The organism is Mesorhizobium sp. B2-5-13, assembly GCF_006440535.1.
In the GTDB taxonomy this organism is placed as follows: Bacteria; Pseudomonadota; Alphaproteobacteria; order Rhizobiales; family Rhizobiaceae; genus Mesorhizobium; species Mesorhizobium salmacidum.
The window spans coordinates 532,693-551,299 of sequence record NZ_VFUI01000002.1; the positions used below are offsets into that span (position 1 = coordinate 532,693).

The 18,607-nt window shown below is 62.9% G+C and carries 15 protein-coding genes; 14 read left to right on the forward strand and 1 reads right to left on the reverse strand.

Translation table 11 applies throughout. The features are described 5' to 3' along the window. Positions 1–159 precede the first annotated feature (159 nt). The 14 genes from lnt (at position 160) to FJ434_RS05860 (ending at position 16,997) form a co-directional block, all read left to right on the forward strand. Positions 160–1,752 carry an apolipoprotein N-acyltransferase gene (gene lnt / locus FJ434_RS05795; protein WP_140746509.1) on the forward strand — a complete coding sequence of 531 codons (1,593 nt, stop codon included), beginning with the start codon at positions 160–162 and terminating at the stop codon, positions 1,750–1,752. Positions 1,753–1,890: 138 nt separating this feature from the next. After that, positions 1,891–2,310: a helix-turn-helix transcriptional regulator gene (locus tag FJ434_RS05800; RefSeq protein WP_027142040.1), complete on the forward strand. Its 420-nt coding sequence runs from the start codon at positions 1,891–1,893 to the stop codon at positions 2,308–2,310. 168 nt (positions 2,311–2,478) lie between these two features. Then, the gene (gene metK / locus FJ434_RS05805) at positions 2,479–3,744 is read left to right on the forward strand and encodes a methionine adenosyltransferase (RefSeq protein WP_140507658.1); all 1,266 of its coding nucleotides are present in this window, start codon (positions 2,479–2,481) and stop codon (positions 3,742–3,744) included. A gap of 26 nt (positions 3,745–3,770) precedes the next feature. Continuing rightward, positions 3,771–4,472, forward strand: coding sequence for a tRNA (guanosine(46)-N(7))-methyltransferase TrmB (locus FJ434_RS05810; protein WP_140746512.1), 702 nt, complete (start codon positions 3,771–3,773; stop codon positions 4,470–4,472). A 353-nt stretch (positions 4,473–4,825) separates the two neighbouring features. Beyond that, positions 4,826–5,473, forward strand: coding sequence for a ribosome maturation factor RimP (gene rimP / locus FJ434_RS05815; RefSeq protein ID WP_140746516.1), 648 nt, complete (start codon positions 4,826–4,828; stop codon positions 5,471–5,473). A gap of 49 nt (positions 5,474–5,522) precedes the next feature. Continuing rightward, entirely contained in the window at positions 5,523–7,118 is a 1,596-nt protein-coding gene (gene nusA, locus FJ434_RS05820) for a transcription termination factor NusA (protein ID WP_027142036.1), read from the forward strand. Between the two features lie 38 nt (positions 7,119–7,156). Further along, entirely contained in the window at positions 7,157–7,807 is a 651-nt protein-coding gene (locus tag FJ434_RS05825; RefSeq protein WP_013891268.1) for an RNA-binding protein, read from the forward strand. Beyond that, entirely contained in the window at positions 7,804–10,386 is a 2,583-nt protein-coding gene (infB, locus tag FJ434_RS05830) for a translation initiation factor IF-2 (RefSeq protein WP_140716104.1), read from the forward strand. The genes FJ434_RS05825 and infB overlap by 4 nt, the downstream gene beginning before the upstream one ends. 125 nt (positions 10,387–10,511) lie before the next feature. After that, entirely contained in the window at positions 10,512–10,922 is a 411-nt protein-coding gene (gene rbfA, locus FJ434_RS05835) for a 30S ribosome-binding factor RbfA (protein ID WP_027142034.1), read from the forward strand. Further along, positions 10,922–11,902: a tRNA pseudouridine(55) synthase TruB gene (truB, locus tag FJ434_RS05840; protein WP_140507651.1), complete on the forward strand. Its 981-nt coding sequence runs from the start codon at positions 10,922–10,924 to the stop codon at positions 11,900–11,902. The genes rbfA and truB overlap by 1 nt, the downstream gene beginning before the upstream one ends. Before the next feature lie 44 nt (positions 11,903–11,946). Further along, a complete protein-coding gene (gene corA / locus FJ434_RS05845) occupies positions 11,947–13,041 on the forward strand; it encodes a magnesium/cobalt transporter CorA (protein WP_140746519.1) in 1,095 nt (364 codons plus the stop codon). Between the two features lie 181 nt (positions 13,042–13,222). Further along, on the forward strand, positions 13,223–13,492 hold the full coding sequence (rpsO, locus tag FJ434_RS05850; RefSeq protein WP_027142030.1) for a 30S ribosomal protein S15: 270 nt from the start codon (positions 13,223–13,225) through the stop codon (positions 13,490–13,492). A gap of 279 nt (positions 13,493–13,771) precedes the next feature. Further along, positions 13,772–15,919, forward strand: coding sequence for a polyribonucleotide nucleotidyltransferase (gene pnp, locus FJ434_RS05855; protein WP_027142029.1), 2,148 nt, complete (start codon positions 13,772–13,774; stop codon positions 15,917–15,919). Between the two features lie 67 nt (positions 15,920–15,986). Continuing rightward, positions 15,987–16,997: a class I SAM-dependent methyltransferase gene (locus FJ434_RS05860; RefSeq protein WP_140746522.1), complete on the forward strand. Its 1,011-nt coding sequence runs from the start codon at positions 15,987–15,989 to the stop codon at positions 16,995–16,997. Positions 16,998–17,014: 17 nt separating this feature from the next. Here the strand turns inward: FJ434_RS05860 and FJ434_RS05865 are convergent, their stop codons facing one another. Then, positions 17,015–18,559 carry a bifunctional diguanylate cyclase/phosphodiesterase gene (locus FJ434_RS05865; RefSeq protein ID WP_140746525.1) on the reverse strand — a complete coding sequence of 515 codons (1,545 nt, stop codon included), beginning with the start codon at positions 18,557–18,559 and terminating at the stop codon, positions 17,015–17,017. Positions 18,560–18,607: the final 48 nt, after the last annotated feature.

Sequence of the window (18,607 nt, forward strand, 5' to 3'; positions counted from 1 at the left end):
CGTGCGGCGCTGGATTGGCTCGAAGGCCGAGCGGTTGGGTGGCTTGCGCATCGAAGGCTGGCACCGGTAGAGCGCAGCCGGGTGGCGGCGCCGGCGTTTGGATTGCAGGCCGCGGCCTGATAAATCTTGCGTCCTGATTCTCGCGACTCGGAAGTATTCATGGTGCGCCTTGCCGGTCGGATAATTCTGCTCTGGGGCTGGCGCCGCGCGCTGGTGGCCTTTTTCGCCGGAGCGCTGGCGGTGCTGGGCCAGGCGCCCTACGATTTCTTCGCCGCCTGTTTCATTTCGTTTCCGGTGCTGGTCTGGCTGCTCGACGGCGCGACTGGCGAAGCCTCCGGCAGCCTGTTGCGCCGCCTGCGGCCGGCCTTCGCCGTCGGCTGGTGGTTCGGCTTCGGCTATTTCCTCGCCGGCCTCTGGTGGATCGGCTCGGCGCTGCTGGTCGAGGCCGACGACTTTGCCTGGGCGCTTCCCTTCGCTGTGATCGGCATTCCTTTCGCGCTCGCATTCTTCTATGGCTTCGCAACGATGGTCGCCCGGCTCCTGTGGAGCAGCGATATCGGCCGTATCGCCGCCCTTGCCTTCGGTTTTGCGCTGGCGGAGTGGCTGCGCGGCTTCCTGTTCACCGGCTTTCCCTGGAATGCCGTCGGTTACGCGGCGATGCCGGTACCTATTTTGATGCAGAGCGTCTCGGTAACCGGCATGACCGGCATGAACGCGCTCGCGGTCTTCCTTTTCGCACTGCCGGCGCTGCTGGCGACGCGCCGGCATCTTCGGCTGGGCACCACGCTGTTTGTCATACTCGCCGCACTCCATGTCGGCTTTGGCTATGTCAGGCTCACGGCCCCCGAAAAGCCGGCGACGCGCAGTCTCGATGTCCGCATCGTCCAGCCGGCCGTCGACCTGTCGGAAAAGTGGGACGCCTCGGTGCGCGACCGCATCTTCGCCACCTTGCTGGGCCTGTCCGCCAAGGCTCCGGACCCAGGTCACGAAAAACCGCAACTGATTCTCTGGCCGGAAACCTCGGTGCCGTTCCTTTTCACCGAGCGCCCCGATGCCTTGACGGCGCTGGGCGACATGCTGGGCGACGGCCAGATGCTGATCGCCGGCGTCGTGCGTGAAGAGGGCGGCTCGGCCGCCAGCGCCGAGAGCCGCTACTACAACTCCGTTGTGGCGATCAACGACAAGGGCGAAATCGCAGATGCCGTGGACAAGGTCCATCTGGTGCCGTTCGGCGAGTACCTGCCTTTTGCCGACCTGCTCGGCCGTTTCGGCATCGAACAGCTCGTCGCCGGGCCGCTGACGTTCACGGCCGGCAACGAGCGCCATCCCATCGCGCTGCCGGGCGGCATTCGTGCCCTGCCATTTATCTGTTACGAGGTGATCTTTCCCGATCTGGTGGCAGTTGACGCAACGTCAGCGCAGCTTATTGTGAACGTTACCAATGATGCGTGGTTCGGCGACACGCCGGGACCGTATCAGCATTTCAGGCAGGCCCAGATTCGCGCGGTGGAGAACGGATTGCCCTTGTTGCGTGCTGCCAACAACGGCATCTCGGCCGTTGTCGACACGCATGGCCGCGTCGTCGATGCGCTGGCGATCGACGCGCGTGGGGTCATCGATGTGAAGGTGCCTGTTTCCGAACAGACGGTGATTTCGCCCAACCAGCGACGCATTAACGCAATGCTGATCATGTTGCTGTTTGCGCTGGTAGGGCTGCTGTTGAACGTAAGGCAAAAGCTACGGGTGAATTGACAGTTGGCACATTAGAAACTCATACTGTACGGCCTGAAAATTTCTCGAAGCCGGTGGATCGTTCTGTTGGGGCAGTCGCCTCCGGCTTTGTTTGGGCAGGAAAAAAACACAAAGCCGAAAAAATTCGGCGAGGAAAAAATGACAGAAGAAAACAAGAAGAAACCCAATCCCATCGATATTCACGTTGGAAGTCGGGTTCGGCTTCGCCGCAATATGCTCGGAATGAGCCAGGAAAAGCTGGGCGAGAATCTCGGCATCACGTTTCAGCAAATCCAGAAATATGAAAAGGGCACCAATCGCGTCGGTGCCAGCCGTCTGCAGGCGATAGCCTCGATACTCGGTGTGCCCGTCGCCTTCTTTTTCGAGGATGCGCCGGGGCAGGAGTTGACGGCCAACCGTGGCTTTGCCGAGGATAGCTCGATGGCGTTCGCCGTCGAATTCTGCGGCAGTCCCGAAGGGCTTCAGCTCAACCGGGCCTTTGTCAAGATCGCCGACGTCAAGGTACGCCGCAGGATCATAGATCTGGTGAAATCGCTCGCCGAGGGCGATCTCGACTGATCGGCGATGCGCTTCGCACCGGCGGCGTGCACCGCCGGTGGCACAAGATATCGCTTCCGACATTCAGGCCAGACCCGCGGCAACGCTTGACGAGCAGCGCTTTGCCCCGCTAACACGTGGCGCGCCAAAATCGGCAGCCTGCCGATCGTTTTTCAAGAGGGGACACCCGTGACGCGGCAGAACTACTTCTTTACCTCGGAATCCGTTGCCGAGGGCCATCCCGACAAAGTCTGTGATAGGATCTCCGACGAAATTGTCGATCTGGTCTATCGTGAAGCCAAGAAGACCGGCATGGACCCGTGGAAAGTCCGTGTTGCCTGCGAGACGCTAGCGACCACCAACCGTGTCGTCATCGCCGGCGAGGTGCGCGTTCCCGAGACACTCTTGAAGAAGGACAAGGCCGGCAACGTCCTCAAGGACGCCGCGGGCCATCCGGTCGTCAATCCGGCGAAGTTCAAATCCGTCGCCCGCAAGGCGATCCGCGAGATCGGCTACGAGCAGGCCGGCTTCCACTGGAAGACGGCCAAGATCGAGGTCCTGCTGCATGGCCAGTCGCCTGATATCGGCCAGGGCGTGGACAACGCCGCCGACCGTCAGGGCGAGGAAGGTGCCGGCGACCAGGGCATCATGTTCGGCTATGCCTGCCGCGAGACGCCGGACCTGATGCCGGCGCCGATCTACTACAGCCACAAGATCCTTGAGCTTCTGGCCGCCGCCCGTCACGAAAACAACGGCGAGGCTGGCAAGCTCGGGCCGGACGCCAAGAGCCAGGTCACAGTCCGCTATGTCGACGGCAAGGCCGCGGAGGCGACACAGATCGTGCTGTCGACCCAGCATCTCGATTCGAGCTGGGATTCCAAGAAGGTCCGCAAGGTCGTGGAACCCTATATCCGCGAGGCATTGGGTGACCTCAAGATCGCTGACGACTGCATGTGGTACATCAACCCGACCGGCAAGTTCGTCATTGGCGGTCCGGACGGCGATGCCGGCCTGACCGGCCGCAAGATCATCGTCGACACCTATGGCGGCGCGGCTCCTCATGGCGGCGGCGCCTTCTCCGGCAAGGACACCACCAAGGTCGACCGGTCGGCCGCCTATGCGGCGCGCTACCTGGCCAAGAACGTCGTGGCGGCGAAGCTCGCCGACCGCTGCACCATCCAGCTTTCCTATGCCATCGGCGTCGCCCAGCCGCTGTCGGTCTATGTCGACCTGCACGGCACCGGCAAGGTCGATGAGGCAAAGCTCGAGGACGCGCTGCGCACCGTGATGGACCTGTCGCCGTCAGGCATTCGCCGTCATCTCGATCTCAACAAGCCGATCTACGCCAAGACGTCGTCTTATGGCCATTTCGGCCGCAAGGCCGGCCGTGACGGATCTTTCTCCTGGGAAAAGACAGATCTCGCCAAGGCGCTCAAGGATGCTGTCGCGGCCTGATCGCCACGACAGACCACGCGACCCAGATGAGCCAGCAAGACAGGCCAAGCCGTACGACCGAAGCCTTCTTCGGCCGTCGGCGCGGCAAGCCCGTTCGTCCGCAGCAGGCGGCGGCCCTGGAAAGCGGCCTCGGCGCCTACCGGCTCGATCTGACGGCTGAAGCGCCGTCGGAATTGCGAACCTTGTTCAAAACTGAGGTTTCGGAGGTTCGGCTCGAGATCGGCTTTGGTGGCGGTGAACATCTTCTGCACCGCGCGACCGAGGCGCCGACGATCGGCTTCATCGGCGTAGAACCCTTCGTCAACGGCATGGCCAAGATGATGATGGCGGTGCGGGCAGCGCCGCTGGCCAATCTCAGGGTCTACGACGACGACGCCACCCAGTTGCTTGACTGGCTGCCGCCGGCCTCGCTCGACGGCATCGACCTTCTCTATCCCGATCCCTGGCCGAAGAAGAAGCACTGGAAGCGGCGTTTCGTCAGCCCGGTCAATCTCGACCGTTTCGCGCGCGTCCTGAAGCCGGGCTCGAAATTCCGCTTTGCGTCGGATATCGACACTTATGTGAACTGGACCTTGCTGCATTGCCGGGCGCATGGCGCCTTCGCATGGCAGGCGGATGAGGCGGCGGACTGGCATCGCTCCTACGAGGGCTGGCCCGGCACGCGCTACGAGGCCAAGGCCATTCGCGAGGGTCGCCGGCCGGCCTATCTTACCTTCATCAGGACGTAAGCCCGCCCGACCGGCAACGGCTGCGGCAACTGCCGGGAGCCGGGATCATCGATAAATCGCCGCGATCCCAGCGGCTCAATACATCCCGAACTTCTGCATTCTCCGGCCCTGTAGCCATGCTGTCCGTGCCATTCCCAGCTCCATTGGCTGGGGATGAAAACCGGACAACTCATGTGCTACCTAATCCGGACAATTCATGTGCTTACGACAGGCCGGCACTGCGGGCTTGAAACACCAGCCCGGATCGTTTATATCGACCTCAAATTCTTGGTCGGGATGACGAAGAGTGGGTCCACCCGGTCCCGCTCTTTTTTATTACCTGCCGATAGGTCGAAACGAACAACAGGCAATTGATGACTGCAACGGCAAGCGAAGGCGACGACCGCATCATCCGCGAAAGCGGCATCGATGCGCGCATTGCGCTGATCGTCCAGCCGGTGCTGCGCGGCATCGGTTTTCGCCTCGTGCGCGTGCATCTGTCCGGCCAGAACGGGCTGACGCTGCAGATCATGGCCGAGCGTGAGGACGGCACCATGACCGTCGAGGATTGCGAAGAGGTCAGCCGCGCGGTGTCGCCGGCGCTCGACGTCGATGATCCGATCGAAAAGGCATATCATCTCGAAGTTTCCTCGCCCGGCATCGACCGGCCCTTGGTGCGCAAATCGGATTTCGTGACCTGGACCGGTCATCTGGTGAAGATGGAGACATCGGTCGTCGTCGCTGACCGCAAGCGTTTCAAGGGCAAGATCGCCGAGGCCGGTGAGAACGACGTGCTGATCGAGCGCGACAAGGCGGCCTATGGTGAGGAGCCGACGGTGCGCGTGCCCTATGACACCATTGCCGATGTCCGGCTGATCCTGACCGACGACCTCATTCGCGAAGCGTTGTCGAAGGACAACAGGGCGCGCAAGGAAGCCAAGAGACGCCGCGGTGAACCGGACGACGATGTGTCCGAGGGTGCGGAACCGGACGCCACGGAAGAACACGAACAGGAAATTTGATTGAGCTGCCGGGCGCAAAGGTCCGGCGAACAGGCTCGGGAGAAAGAACATGGTTGTAAGCGCCAACAGACTTGAACTGCTGCAGATTGCCGATGCGGTCGCGCGTGAAAAGTCGATCGACAAGTCGATCGTCATCGCCGCCATGGCCGATGCGATCCAGAAGGCGGCACGCTCGCGTTATGGCCAGGAGACCAACATCCGCGCCGACATCAACCCGAACACCGGCGAGATGAAGCTGCAGCGGCTGATGGAGGTGGTCGAGAAAGTGGACGACTACGCCACCCAGATCGCCATTTCCTCGGCCCGTGAGCGTAATCCCGATGCCCAGCTCGGCGATTTCATCGCCGAACAGCTGCCGCCGATGGATTTCGGCCGTATCGCCGCCCAGTCGGCCAAGCAGGTCATCGTGCAGAAGGTGCGCGAGGCCGAACGCGACCGCCAGTATGATGAGTACAAGGACCGTATCGGTGAGATCGTCAACGGCACCGTCAAGCGCGTCGAGTACGGCAACGTCATCGTCGATCTCGGCCGTGGCGAGGCGATCATCCGCCGCGACGAGCTGATCCCACGCGAAAACTACAAATACGGCGATCGCGTCCGTGCCTATGTCTACGACGTGCGCCGCGAGCAGCGCGGCCCGCAGATCTTCCTGTCGCGCACCCATCCGCAGTTCATGGCCAAGCTCTTCACCATGGAAGTGCCGGAGATCTATGACGGCATCATCGAGATCAAGTCGGTCGCCCGCGACCCGGGCTCGCGCGCCAAGATCGCCGTCATCTCGCGTGATAGCTCGATCGACCCGGTCGGCGCCTGCGTCGGTATGCGCGGCAGCCGCGTCCAAGCCGTCGTCGGCGAATTGCAGGGCGAGAAGATCGACATCATTCCGTGGTCGCCTTCGGCCGCCTCCTTCATCGTCAACGCATTGCAGCCGGCGGAAGTCGCCAAAGTCGTGCTCGACGAGGATGCGGAGCGCATCGAAGTGGTGGTTCCCGACGATCAGCTGTCGCTGGCCATCGGCCGCCGCGGCCAGAACGTGCGCCTTGCCTCGCAGCTCACCGGCTGGGACATCGACATTCTGACCGAGGCCGAGGAATCCGAGCGCCGTCAGAAGGAATTCGTCGAGCGCTCGGCGCTGTTCATGGAAGCGCTCGATGTCGACGAGATGGTCGGCCAGGTGCTGGCTTCCGAAGGCTTCACCAGCGTCGAGGAAGTCGCCTATGTCGATGCCGGCGAGATCGCCTCGATCGACGGTTTCGATGAGGATACCGCCTCTGAAATCCAGACCCGCGCCCGCGAGTATCTGGAGAAGATTGAGGCCGAGCACGACGAGAAGCGCAAGGCGCTGGGCGTTTCGGATGATCTGCGCGAAATCCCCGGGGTCACCACCGCCATGATGGTGACGCTCGGCGAGGACGGCGTGAAGACGATCGAGGATTTCGCCGGCTATGCCGCCGACGACCTCACCGGCTGGAAGGAACGCAAGGACGGCGAGACCAAGGTCTATCCCGGCGTGCTGGCCAATCACGGCGTTTCGCGCGCCGATGCCGAGCAGATGGTTCTGGCCGCTCGCCTCAAGGCCGGCTGGATCACCGAAGACGAGCTTGCGGCCGAAGAAGAAACGGCTGACGAAGCCGTTGGTGCGTGAGGTGAAACCGCATCGCACACAACCCGCCCTTGGACGAGATGAACGATCGCACCTGCATCGTCACCCGAAAACAGGCCGAACCGGATGAACTGATCCGGTTCGTCGTCGGCCCGGATTCGGCCGTCGTTCCCGATCTCAAGAGAAATCTACCCGGCCGTGGTTGCTGGGTGAGTGCCGACCGCCTACATATCGAGAAAGCGGCGGCCAAGAACCTTTTTGCCCGCGCCTTTAAGGCACAGGTGGTCGTGCCGCCCGATCTCGGTGGCATGGTCGACGGGTTGCTCTCCAGATCCGCTCTGGGCATGCTGGGCCTTGCCCGCAAGGCAGGCGCGATTTCGCTCGGTGCTACCAAAGTCGAGAGCGCGGTGCGCGGTGGGCTAGCGCTTTTCGTGCTCCACGCCACCGAAGCGTCCGACGATGGCGTACGCAAGATCAGTCAGGCGCGGCGGGCGACCGTCCATATCGGCGGCCCTTCCATCCTTGCCTACAAACTTTTCTCCGAGGCCGAGTTGAGCTTGGCATTGGGGGGTACAAATGTGATACATGCTGCCGTCCTCGCGGGAGACGCGGGTAAGGCGGTCCAGAAGCGCATGGTTGCGCTCGACCGATATCGGGGCGGAACCCCGGACGATCTTGCAATGCTTGCGGCCGTTGCTGACGAAGATGATGCCGCAGAGGATATGGAATGAGCGATACGAAATCGGGCGACGACAAGACGTTGAGTGTTACACCGAAGAAGACCTTGACGCTGAAGCGCCCCGGCATGGAACAGGGCACTGTGCGCCAGAACTTCTCGCACGGCCGTACCAAGTCGGTCGTGGTCGAGACCAAGAAGCGCAAGTTCTCGCTGCCCGGCGATAAGCCGGAGCCGGCTGCGGCTCCGCCTGCGTCTGCGCCCGTCTTCACGCCGAAGCCGGCAGTCGTGGCGGCACCTGTCGTGCAGGAAGCGCCCAAGGCACCGCCCCCGCCGCCGCCTCCGGTCGAGCGCAGCGGCATGGTGCTGAACGAACTGTCGCGCAGCGAAATGGAAGCGCGCCGCAGGGCGCTCGAGGGCTCGAAGGTCCGCGAGGTCGAAGACCGTCAGCGCGCAGCCGACGAGGCCAAGCGCCGCGCCGAGGACGAAGAGCGCCGCAAGCGCGAACGCGAGGACTCCGCACGCCGCCAGGCCGAGGAAGAGGCCCGGTTGCAGACCGAGGCCGAATCGCGCCGTCGCGCCGAGGAAGAAGCACGCCGCCGCGCACCGCAAGCCGCTGAGTTGGCGACCGCCGACGAGGAGGAAGGGGCCAAGCCGAAGCGGGCGACCGCCGGTGCACCGGTGCGCCGCCTGGTCACGCCCGAAGTGGCACGCCCGGCCAAACCCACCAAGAGCGAGGAAGATCGCCGCCGTGGCAAGCTGACACTGAATTCCGCGTTGTCCGACGAGGACGCGCGGGCCCGTTCGCTGTCGTCGATGCGTCGCCGCCAGGAAAAATTCAAGCGCGCGATGCACAATGAGCCGCGCGAGAAGGTCATGCGCGAAGTGATCCTGCCCGAAACCATCACCATCCAGGAATTGGCGCAGCGCATGTCCGAGCGTGCTGTCGACCTCGTCAAGTACTTCATGAAGCAGGGCCAGATTCTGAAGCCGGGCGATGTCATCGACGCCGATACGGCCGAGCTGGTGGCTACCGAATTCGGCCACACGGTCCGCCGCGTCGCCGAGTCCGATATCGAGGAAGGCCTGTTCAACATCGCCGATCGTCCGGAAGACCTCGTGTCGCGTCCGCCGGTCGTCACCATCATGGGCCACGTCGACCACGGCAAGACGTCGCTGCTCGATGCGATCCGCAACGCCAATGTCGTTTCCGGCGAGGCCGGCGGCATCACCCAGCATATCGGCGCCTATCAGGTCGAGAAGAACGGTCAGAAGATCACCTTCATCGACACGCCCGGCCACGCCGCTTTCACGGCGATGCGCGCCCGTGGCGCCCAGGCCACCGACATCGCCATCCTGGTGGTGGCGGCCGACGACAGCGTCATGCCGCAGACGATCGAATCGATCAGCCATGCCAAGGCTGCCGGCGTTCCGATCATCGTGGCGATCAACAAGATCGACAAGCATGATGCCGATCCGCAGAAAGTGCGCTCGGAACTCTTGCGTCATGAAGTCTTCGTCGAATCGATGGGCGGTGAAGTGCTGGACGTCGAGGTGTCGGCGACCAAGGGCACCAATCTCGACAAGTTGCTCGAAGCGATCCTGCTGCAGGCCGAAATCCTCGACCTCAAGGCCAACCCCGACCGCACCGCCGAGGGTGTCGTCATCGAAGCGCAGCTCGACAAGGGCCGTGGTCCCGTCGCCACCGTGCTGGTGCAGACCGGCACCTTGATGCCGGGCGACATCCTTGTCGCCGGCAACGAATGGGGTCGCGTGCGCGCGCTGGTCAACGATCGCGGCGATCAGATCAAGGAAGCGCCGCCGGCAATGCCGGTCGAGGTGCTCGGCCTTCAGGGAACCCCGCAGGCCGGCGACCGCTTCGCCGTGGTCAACAACGAAGCCCGTGCCCGCGAGATCACCGAATATCGCCAGCGTCTGGCGCGCGAGAAGGCGGTGGCCAGGCATGCCGGCCAGCGCGGCTCGCTCGAACAGATGATGTCGCAGCTGCAGACGAGCGGGTTGAAGGAATTCCCGCTGGTCATCAAGGGCGACGTGCAGGGTTCGATCGAAGCGATCAATGCTGCCCTGGACAAGCTCGGCACCGATGAAGTGCGTGCGCGCATCGTTCATTCCGGCGCCGGCGCCATCACCGAAAGCGACGTCTCGCTGGCGGAAACATCGGGCGCGGCGATCATCGGCTTCAACGTGCGCGCCAATGTGCAGGCGCGTGCCGCGGCCGCGGCCGCGGGCATCGAGATCCGCTACTACTCGATCATCTACAACCTGGTGGATGATGTGAAAGCGGCTCTGTCGGGCCTGTTGTCGCCGGAGCGTCGCGAGACCTTCATCGGTAATGCCGAGATCCTCGAAATCTTCGACATCACCAAGGTCGGCAAGATCGCCGGCTGCCGTGTCACCGAAGGCAAGGTCGAACGTGGCGCGGGCGTACGCCTGATCCGCGACAACGTCGTCATCCACGAAGGCACGCTGAAGACCCTGAAGCGCTTCAAGGACGAGGTTTCGGAAGTCCCTGGCGGCCAGGAGTGCGGTATGGCCTTCCAGAACTACGAGGACATGCGCGTCGGCGACGTCATCGAGTGCTTCCGCGTCGAGATGGTGACCCGCACACTCTGAGTTCGAGTGGCTCGTCGATACCGGGCGGTGGTCGAAAGACCGCCGCCTCAGTGCTATTGAGAATGACCGTTTGAGACATGCGGCACGGTCCCATCCCGCGCCTCACGCTTTCAGGATTGAGAAAAATGCCCCGTTCCACGACATCAAGTCCATCCCAGCGCATGCTGCGCGTCGGCGAGCAGGTGCGCCATGCGCTCTCCGAAACTCTGCAGCGTGGCGAGATCATCGACCCGTTGATTGAAAACTCGGTTGTTTCGGTCTCCGAAGTGCGCATGTCGCCCGATCTCAAGATCGCCACCGCCTTTGTTTCTCCGCTCGGCGCCAAGGACGCCGACGCGGTGATCGAGGCGCTGAACAAGCATGCCAAGTTCGTGCGCGGCCGCGTCTCCGGCGCGCTCAGGCAGATGAAGTACATGCCGGAATTCCGCTTCCGGCTGGATACGTCCTTCGACAATTTCGCCAGGATCAACGATCTGCTGAAATCGCCCGAAGTGGCGCGCGATCTGGATAGCGACGACAATAAGGAAGAAGAATAATGGCGCGTCGCGGCAAGAAAAAGGGCCGGCCGGTCTCCGGCTGGGTGGTCCTGGACAAGCCGGTCGGTATGGGCTCGACCGAGGCCGTGTCCAAGATCAAATGGCTGTTCCAGGCCGAAAAGGCCGGCCATGCCGGCACGCTCGACCCTCTTGCCTCCGGCATGCTGCCGATCGCGCTCGGCGAAGCCACCAAGACCGTGCCCTACGTGCAGGATGGCGCCAAGGTCTATCGTTTCACCGTTGCCTGGGGCGATGAGCGTTCCACCGACGATCTTGAAGGGCCGGTGACGAAGAGCTCCGAGCTGCGTCCGGCGGAAGCCGAGGTGCGGGCGCTGCTGCCGAAATACACCGGCGTCATCATGCAGACGCCGCCGCAATTCTCGGCCATCAAGATTGCGGGCGAGCGCGCCTACGACCTCGCCCGCGAAGGCGGGACGGTCGACATACCCGCGCGCGAGATCGAGATAGGCCGGCTCGATATTGTCGAGCATAAGCCGGACCAGACGATTTTCGAAGTCGAATGCGGCAAGGGCACGTATGTGCGTTCGCTGGCCCGCGACATGGGCCGCGACCTCGGCTGCTTCGGCCATATCAGCGAGCTGCGCCGGGTCGAGGTTGAGCCGTTCACGCCGGAGGACTTCGTCACCATCGCCGAACTCGAGGCCGCCCGCTTCGGCGCGCAAGGCGAGGACAAATCGGACCCAGAAGCAGATTCTGCTGGCGCGGTGGAAGTGCCGATCGACTTCGGCGCCATTGACGGGCTTCTCGTCGACACGTCAGCGGCGCTCGACTGTCTGCCGCAGATCGCCATCAGCGATGACGCGGCGACAAAGATCCGCCTCGGCAATCCGGTCATCATCCGTGGCCGTGACGCACCAGTGGAGGCGGAAGAGGCCTGCGCGACGTCACGTGGCAAGCTGGTCGCCATCGGCGCCATCGAGCAAGGCATGTTCAAGCCCAAGCGGGTCTTTGCCGGGTGATGCCACACATCTAATGTCGGTGCGACATCGCGGCAGGGGGCTCCATGGCAAAGGCTGACACGGTCAAGAAGCGCGCGCCGGTGAAGACGAGGCGGCCGCCTGTCGGCGCCTCGCCGGGCACATTGATCGCCGATCCAGCGGCGCGGCGCTCCGAATTGCGGCTGACCCTGATCTCGCCGCAGAAGTTCAAGACGATCGACAATGCCAGCATCGACGATGTCGGGGCCAATTGCCGGAAATGGCCGGTCATCTGGCTTGACTGCACCGGCCTCGCCAACATCCAGTTGATCGAGGAGATCGGCCGCATCTTCAGCCTTCATCCGCTGGCGCTGGAGGATGTCGTCAATACCGGCCAGCGGCCGAAAGTCGACTTCTTCGAGGATCACGCCTTCGTCGTCATGCGCATGATCGACGATGTCACGTCGCATCGCTACGAACAGATCGCTCTCTTCCTCGGCGAGAACTTCGTCGTCACCTTCCAGGAACGCGAGGGCGATCCGTTTAATCCAGTGCGCAAGCGCATCGAGAGCTCGGCGCCCAACCGGTTGCGCACACGCGGCGCCGACTATCTCGCCTACGCGCTGATCGACGCCATCGTCGACAGCTATTTTCCGCCGATCGAGGCTGCCGGCGACCTTGTCGACAGCATCGAGGACCAGATGTTGCATTCGACGCACAAGCACCAAATGCGGCAGTTGCACGAATTGCGGCGCGATGCCAACGTCCTGAAAGGCGTGCTGTGGCCCATGCGCGATGCGCTGGCCACCCTGATCCGTAACAACGTGGCCTATGTCGGAGCCGAGACCAAGGTCTTCCTCAACGACACGCTCGACCATTCGCTCAGGCTGATTGAACTGGTCGAGACCCAGCGCGACATGCTGACCGGCCTGATCGAAATGCACCTGTCGCTGAGCCAGGCCCGCACCAACGACGTCATCTCCTATCTCACCATCGTCTCGGTCATCTTCATGCCACTCACCTTCCTGGTTGGCATCTGGGGCATGAATTTCGACCCCGCGAGCTCGCCATGGAACATGCCGGAGCTGAAGGCGTACTACGGATATCCGTTGTCGCTGCTGTTCATGGCTGCCGTCGCTGTCGGGCTGATTGCATTCTTCAAATGGAAGAAATGGCTTTGACTGGGATTAAACCTGCCATTTGAGCGTCAAAAGCCGGCTTGTGAATTGGGCTGGTGTTTTTCGGGAAATTGCACTATATGCGCCGCAGCATAGCGCCTTGACGCCTTGCATGCACGGCCCCTGCTGGACGACATCCCGGCTGTGGGCGACCCGTTTCCTCAAACAGATAAGGAAAAACACGATGTCGATTACTGCCGAGCGCAAACAGGAATTGATGGGTGAATTCGCAACCGCCAAGGGCGATACCGGTTCTCCGGAAGTCCAGGTAGCCATCCTTTCCGAGCGCATCAAGAACCTGACCGACCATTTCAAGGACCACAAGAAGGATAACCATTCCCGCCGTGGTCTGCTCGCTCTCGTGTCCCAGCGCCGCAGCCTGCTTGATTATCTCAAGCGTAAGGACGACACGCGCTATCAGACACTGATCGAGAAGCTCGGTCTGCGCCGTTGACGAATTGACCGGCGGACTTTCCCAGGGAAGTCCGCCGGTCACGCATTCTGCCAGTCGTATCGGCTGGCCAGACCCGGTTTCGAGCGTGCAGAGGGCCACTCGAAACCGCCCATGGACGGTCATGGGGCAGGATTGCAGGACGCTCGTGCGCGCTCGTCGCGCTTAAATCATCCGAGCTTCCCGTTGTCTTGCCCGTGGCTGCCCGAGAAAGGAAGCCAGGGAAAGGGCATCCGCGCACCGTGAAACGGCGCGCCCCTTTCCGCTTATTAAGGACAAGACATGTTCAATCACCACAAAGTAGAAATCGAATGGGGCGGCCGTCCGCTCATCCTGGAAACCGGCAAGATCGCGCGCCAGGCTGACGGCGCGGTGCTCGCCACCTACGGCGAGACCAAGGTTCTCGCCACCGTCGTTTCGATGAAGGAGCCGAAGCCCGGCCTCGACTTCTTTCCGCTGACCGTCAACTACCAGGAAAAGACCTATGCCGCCGGCAAGATCCCGGGCGGCTATTTCAAGCGGGAAGGCCGTCCGAGCGAAAAGGAAACGCTGGTTTCCCGACTCATCGACCGCCCGATCCGCCCGCTCTTCGCCGCCGGTTACAAGAACGACACCCAGATCGTCGTCACCGTCGTCCAGCATGACCTCGAAAACGATCCGGACATCCTGTCGATTGTTGCCACCTCGGCCGCTCTGACGCTCTCCGGCGTTCCTTTCATGGGCCCGGTCGGCGGCGCCCGCGTCGGTTACATCAACGGCGAATATGTGCTGAACCCGCATGTCGACGAGATGCAGGAATCCAAGCTCGACCTCGTTGTCGCCGGCACCGCCGACGCCGTGCTGATGGTCGAGTCGGAAGCCAGGGAACTTGGCGAAGAGCTGATGCTCGGCGCCGTCATGTTCGGCCACAAGGGTTTCCAGCCGGTCATCGACGCCATCATCAAGCTGGCCGAAGTTGCCGCCAAGGAGCCGCGCGACTTCACCGCGCCGGATTATTCCGCGCTTGAGGCCGCGATGCTGAAGATCGTCGGCGACGAGCTCAGCGATGCCTACAAGAACGTCGACAAGCAGAAGCGTTATGCCGCCGTCGACGCCGTCAAGGCGAAGGTCAAGGCAGCGTTTGCCCCCGCCGAAGGCGAAGACGCCAAGTACACCTCCGAACAGATCGGCTCGGTGTTCAAGGAGCTCCAGGCCAAGGTCGTGCGCTGGAACATTCTCGACACCGGCTCGCGCATCGATGGCCGCGACCTCAAGACCGTGCGCAAGATCGTCTCCGAAGTCGGCGTCCTGCCGCGCACCCACGGCTCGGCGCTGTTCACCCGGGGCGAGACCCAGGCGCTGGTCGTTGCCACGCTCGGCACCGGCGAGGACGAGCAGTATGTCGATTCCTTGACCGGCATGTACAAAGAGAAGTTCCTCCTTCACTACAACTTCCCTCCCTACTCAGTCGGTGAGACCGGCCGCATGGGGTCGCCCGGCCGCCGCGAAATCGGTCACGGCAAGCTCGCCTGGCGCGCCATCCGTCCAATGCTGCCGAGCGCTGACCAGTTCCCCTACACGCTGCGCGTCGTCTCGGAGATCACCGAGTCCAACGGTTCGTCGTCGATGGCTACCGTCTGCGGTACCTCGCTGGCGCTGATGGATGCCGGCGTGCCGCTGGCCAAGCCGGTTGCCGGCATCGCCATGGGCCTGATCAAGGAAGGCGAGCGCTTCGCCGTGCTCTCCGATATCCTTGGCGACGAGGATCATCTCGGCGACATGGACTTCAAGGTTGCCGGCACCGAAGGCGGCATCACCTCGCTGCAGATGGACATCAAGATCGATGGCATCACCGAAGAGATCATGAAGATCGCCCTCGGCCAGGCCAAGGACGGCCGCCTGCATATCCTCGGCGAGATGGCCCATGCTCTGACCGGCGCCCGCCCCGAACTCGGCGAGTTCGCGCCGCGCATCGAGGTCATGCACATCCCGACCGACAAGATCCGCGACGTCATCGGTTCGGGCGGCAAGGTCATCCGCGAGATCGTCGAGAAGACCGGCGCCAAGATCAACATCGAGGACGACGGCACGGTCAAGATCGCTTCCTCGAACGCCAAGGAGATCGAGGCGGCGAAGAAGTGGATTCACACTATCGTTGCCGAGCCGGAAGTCGGCGAAATCTATGAAGGCACGGTCGTCAAGACCGCCGACTTCGGCGCCTTCGTCAACTTCTTCGGTCCGCGTGACGGCCTCGTCCACATCTCGCAGCTTGCCAACGACCGGGTCGCCAAGACCTCGGACGTCGTCAAGGAAGGCGACAAGGTGTGGGTCAAGCTGATGGGCTTCGACGAGCGCGGCAAGGTCCGCCTGTCGATGAAAGTCGTCGACCAGGCCACCGGCAAGGAAATCGCGCGCGAGAAGAAGACAGAAGGCGAAGAAGACGCCGCCTGAGCGATCTGACGGCAAATGAGGCGGGCGCGGCTTAGGTCGCGCCCGTTTTTGTTTATGGAGCACGGCTATGTCCGCTGAAGCGCTGAAGACGCTTTTTCATCCGTTCGCTGCCGAGGCTCTTTCCCCACCGCGCAAGGGCGAGCACATCCTCTTCATTGGCGCCGAACCTGGCCTGCGCTTGCCGCCGGCTTTCGAGGCTACGCTCAATCTCGTACAGGGCTTCCGGCCGTATTTCCGTGCGTTGCAGGCGGCGGGCTTCACAGTCACGCCGCAATCGACCGGCGACCGTTTTGATGCCGCGCTCGTGCTCGCCGGCCGCCATCGCGGTCAGAACGAACTGCGCATCGCCGAGGCTTTCGAGCGCGTGGACGAGGGTGGATTGATCGTCATTGCCGGTGGCAAGGAGGATGGCATCGCCAGCCTGCGCAAGCGCGTCGGCGATCTTGCGCCGCTTGATGGCCACATGCCGAAATATCACGGCATTGCCTTCTGGCTGCGCCGCCCGGCCGACACGCAAGCCGCCGCCGCGCTACGCGCTGCCAATCCCGCCTTGCTGGTTGGCGAGCGGTTCCACACCGCACCCGGCATGTTCTCCTTCGATCGCGTCGATGCCGGTTCGAAACTGCTGGTCGAGAACTTGCCCGGCGATCTGCGTGGCAGTGCGGCCGATTTCTGCGCCGGCTGGGGCTACGTGGCGGCGGAGATGGCTGCCCGCTCGCCGGGCTTGTCGGCCCTCGACCTTTACGAGGCCGATTTCGATGCGCTGGAGGCGGCCAGGGGCAATCTCGGCAACACCGTGGCGCAGGGCTTCTTCTGGATGGATCTGCTCGCCGAGCCTGTCGAGCGCCGTTACGACGTCATCGCCATGAACCCGCCCTTCCATCGCAGCCGTGCGGCGGAGCCGGAGATTGGTGCCGGCATGATCCGCGCGGCAGCCAAGGCCTTGAAGCCCGGTGGACGCCTGTTCATGGTCGCCAACCGGCAGCTTCCTTACGAGCCGGTGCTGTCGGCCGCCTTTGCCAGTCATGCGGAGCTTGCCCGCGACGGCATGTTCAAGGTGTTTGCCGCGCGCAGGTAATGCGGAGCGGCGGGTTATCAATGCAGGTTGGCGACGCGCCTCATGTCGTCGGCGACATGCCCGTCGCCAACGCTGATCTTGAGCGGTGCTGGCCGGCCGAACAGGTAGCCTTGCACCACCTCGCAGCCGGCGGCCCGCAGCAGCGTCGCCTGGCTTTCGGTCTCGACGCCTTCGGCGATGATGCTGACGCCGAGCGCCCGCGACAGCCCGACAATGGTCGACACGACCGCGCCGGAGCTGGCATCCGTATCGATGCGGCTGACGAAGGAACGATCGATCTTCAGCTTGCCGAATGAGAAGTCGATCAGATAGCTGAGATTGGAATAGCCGGTGCCGAAATCATCGACGGCGACCGAGATTCCCATCTCGGCAAGTTCTTTCAAGATGATGGCCGCGCGGTCGCGGTCCTGCATCATCGCCGTCTCGGTGACTTCCAGTTCCAGCCGTGACGGCTTGATGCCGGTGGCCCGCATCGTGTCGCGCACAATGCCGACGAAGTCCTTGGTCATGAACTGGACCGGCGAGATGTTGACGGCGACGAAACAGTCGTCAGGCAGATGGCGGGCATCGCTGCAGGCCTTGCGCAGAACCCATTCGCCGATCGGGTTGATCATGCCGGTCTCCTCGGCGATCTGGATGAACTCCATCGGCGGGATCATGCCGCGTTCGGGATGCTTCCAGCGGATCAATGCCTCGTAGCCGACGATGCGGCCAGTCGGGAGGTCGAGCTGCGGCTGATAGTGCAGGTCGAAATCGCCGCGTTCAAAGGCGCTATGCAGCTCGGATTCGACCCATTGGCGATGGTCGGCCACGCGTCCCATCTCGCTGTCGAAGACCGACCAGTTGCCAACCCCTCTGGCACGCGCATTCTGCAGCGCCAGGTTGGAGCGCCGCAGGATAAGGACCGGATCGATACCGTCCTTGGGCATCGCCACGATGCCGACCGACAGGCTCACCGATTGCTGATGACTGCCGAGTTCATACGGCTCCATCATCTCGTCGATGAGCCTCTCGACCATGCTTTCCAGGGTTCCCCGGATCAGATGGTCCGGGAGCAGCACCGCGAACTCGCCGGCCCCGATGCGGCCGATTAGGGCGCGCGCGGGCACGCAGTCGTGCAGCCGCCTGGTGAAGGCGCGGATCAGTTCATCGCCCTGGGTGTAGCCGATAGCGTCGTTGATCTGCTTGAACCGGTCAATGTCGATGTCGATCAGGAACACCGGTTCCCCGGTGCGGCTTGTCGCGCATGCCGCCTCGGCGATCTTGCCGACCATGGCCGAGCGCGCCAGCAGTCCGGTCAGCTTGTCGAAATGGGTTTCGTTGAAGACGAAATCGGCCGATTCATCGATGCCGGCGAAGAAGGACATTGCCGCCACCGATGCCGCCAGCGCGCAAAGCGCGGCCATCACCGAGACCATCATATCAGCCGATATGCCGGCAAACCCGTCGCCGAGGCCGTGCTTCAGGCCCCAGATGCCGAGGACGAAACTGCCAATGCCCGAACTTGCTATCGTGAGCAGTCGGAACACGGGTGTTCGCTTCGGGTTGCTGATGCCAGGCATGAAGGTCCCCAGATGGGGAGCTCTATAGCGGAAATCCTCTTAAAATGA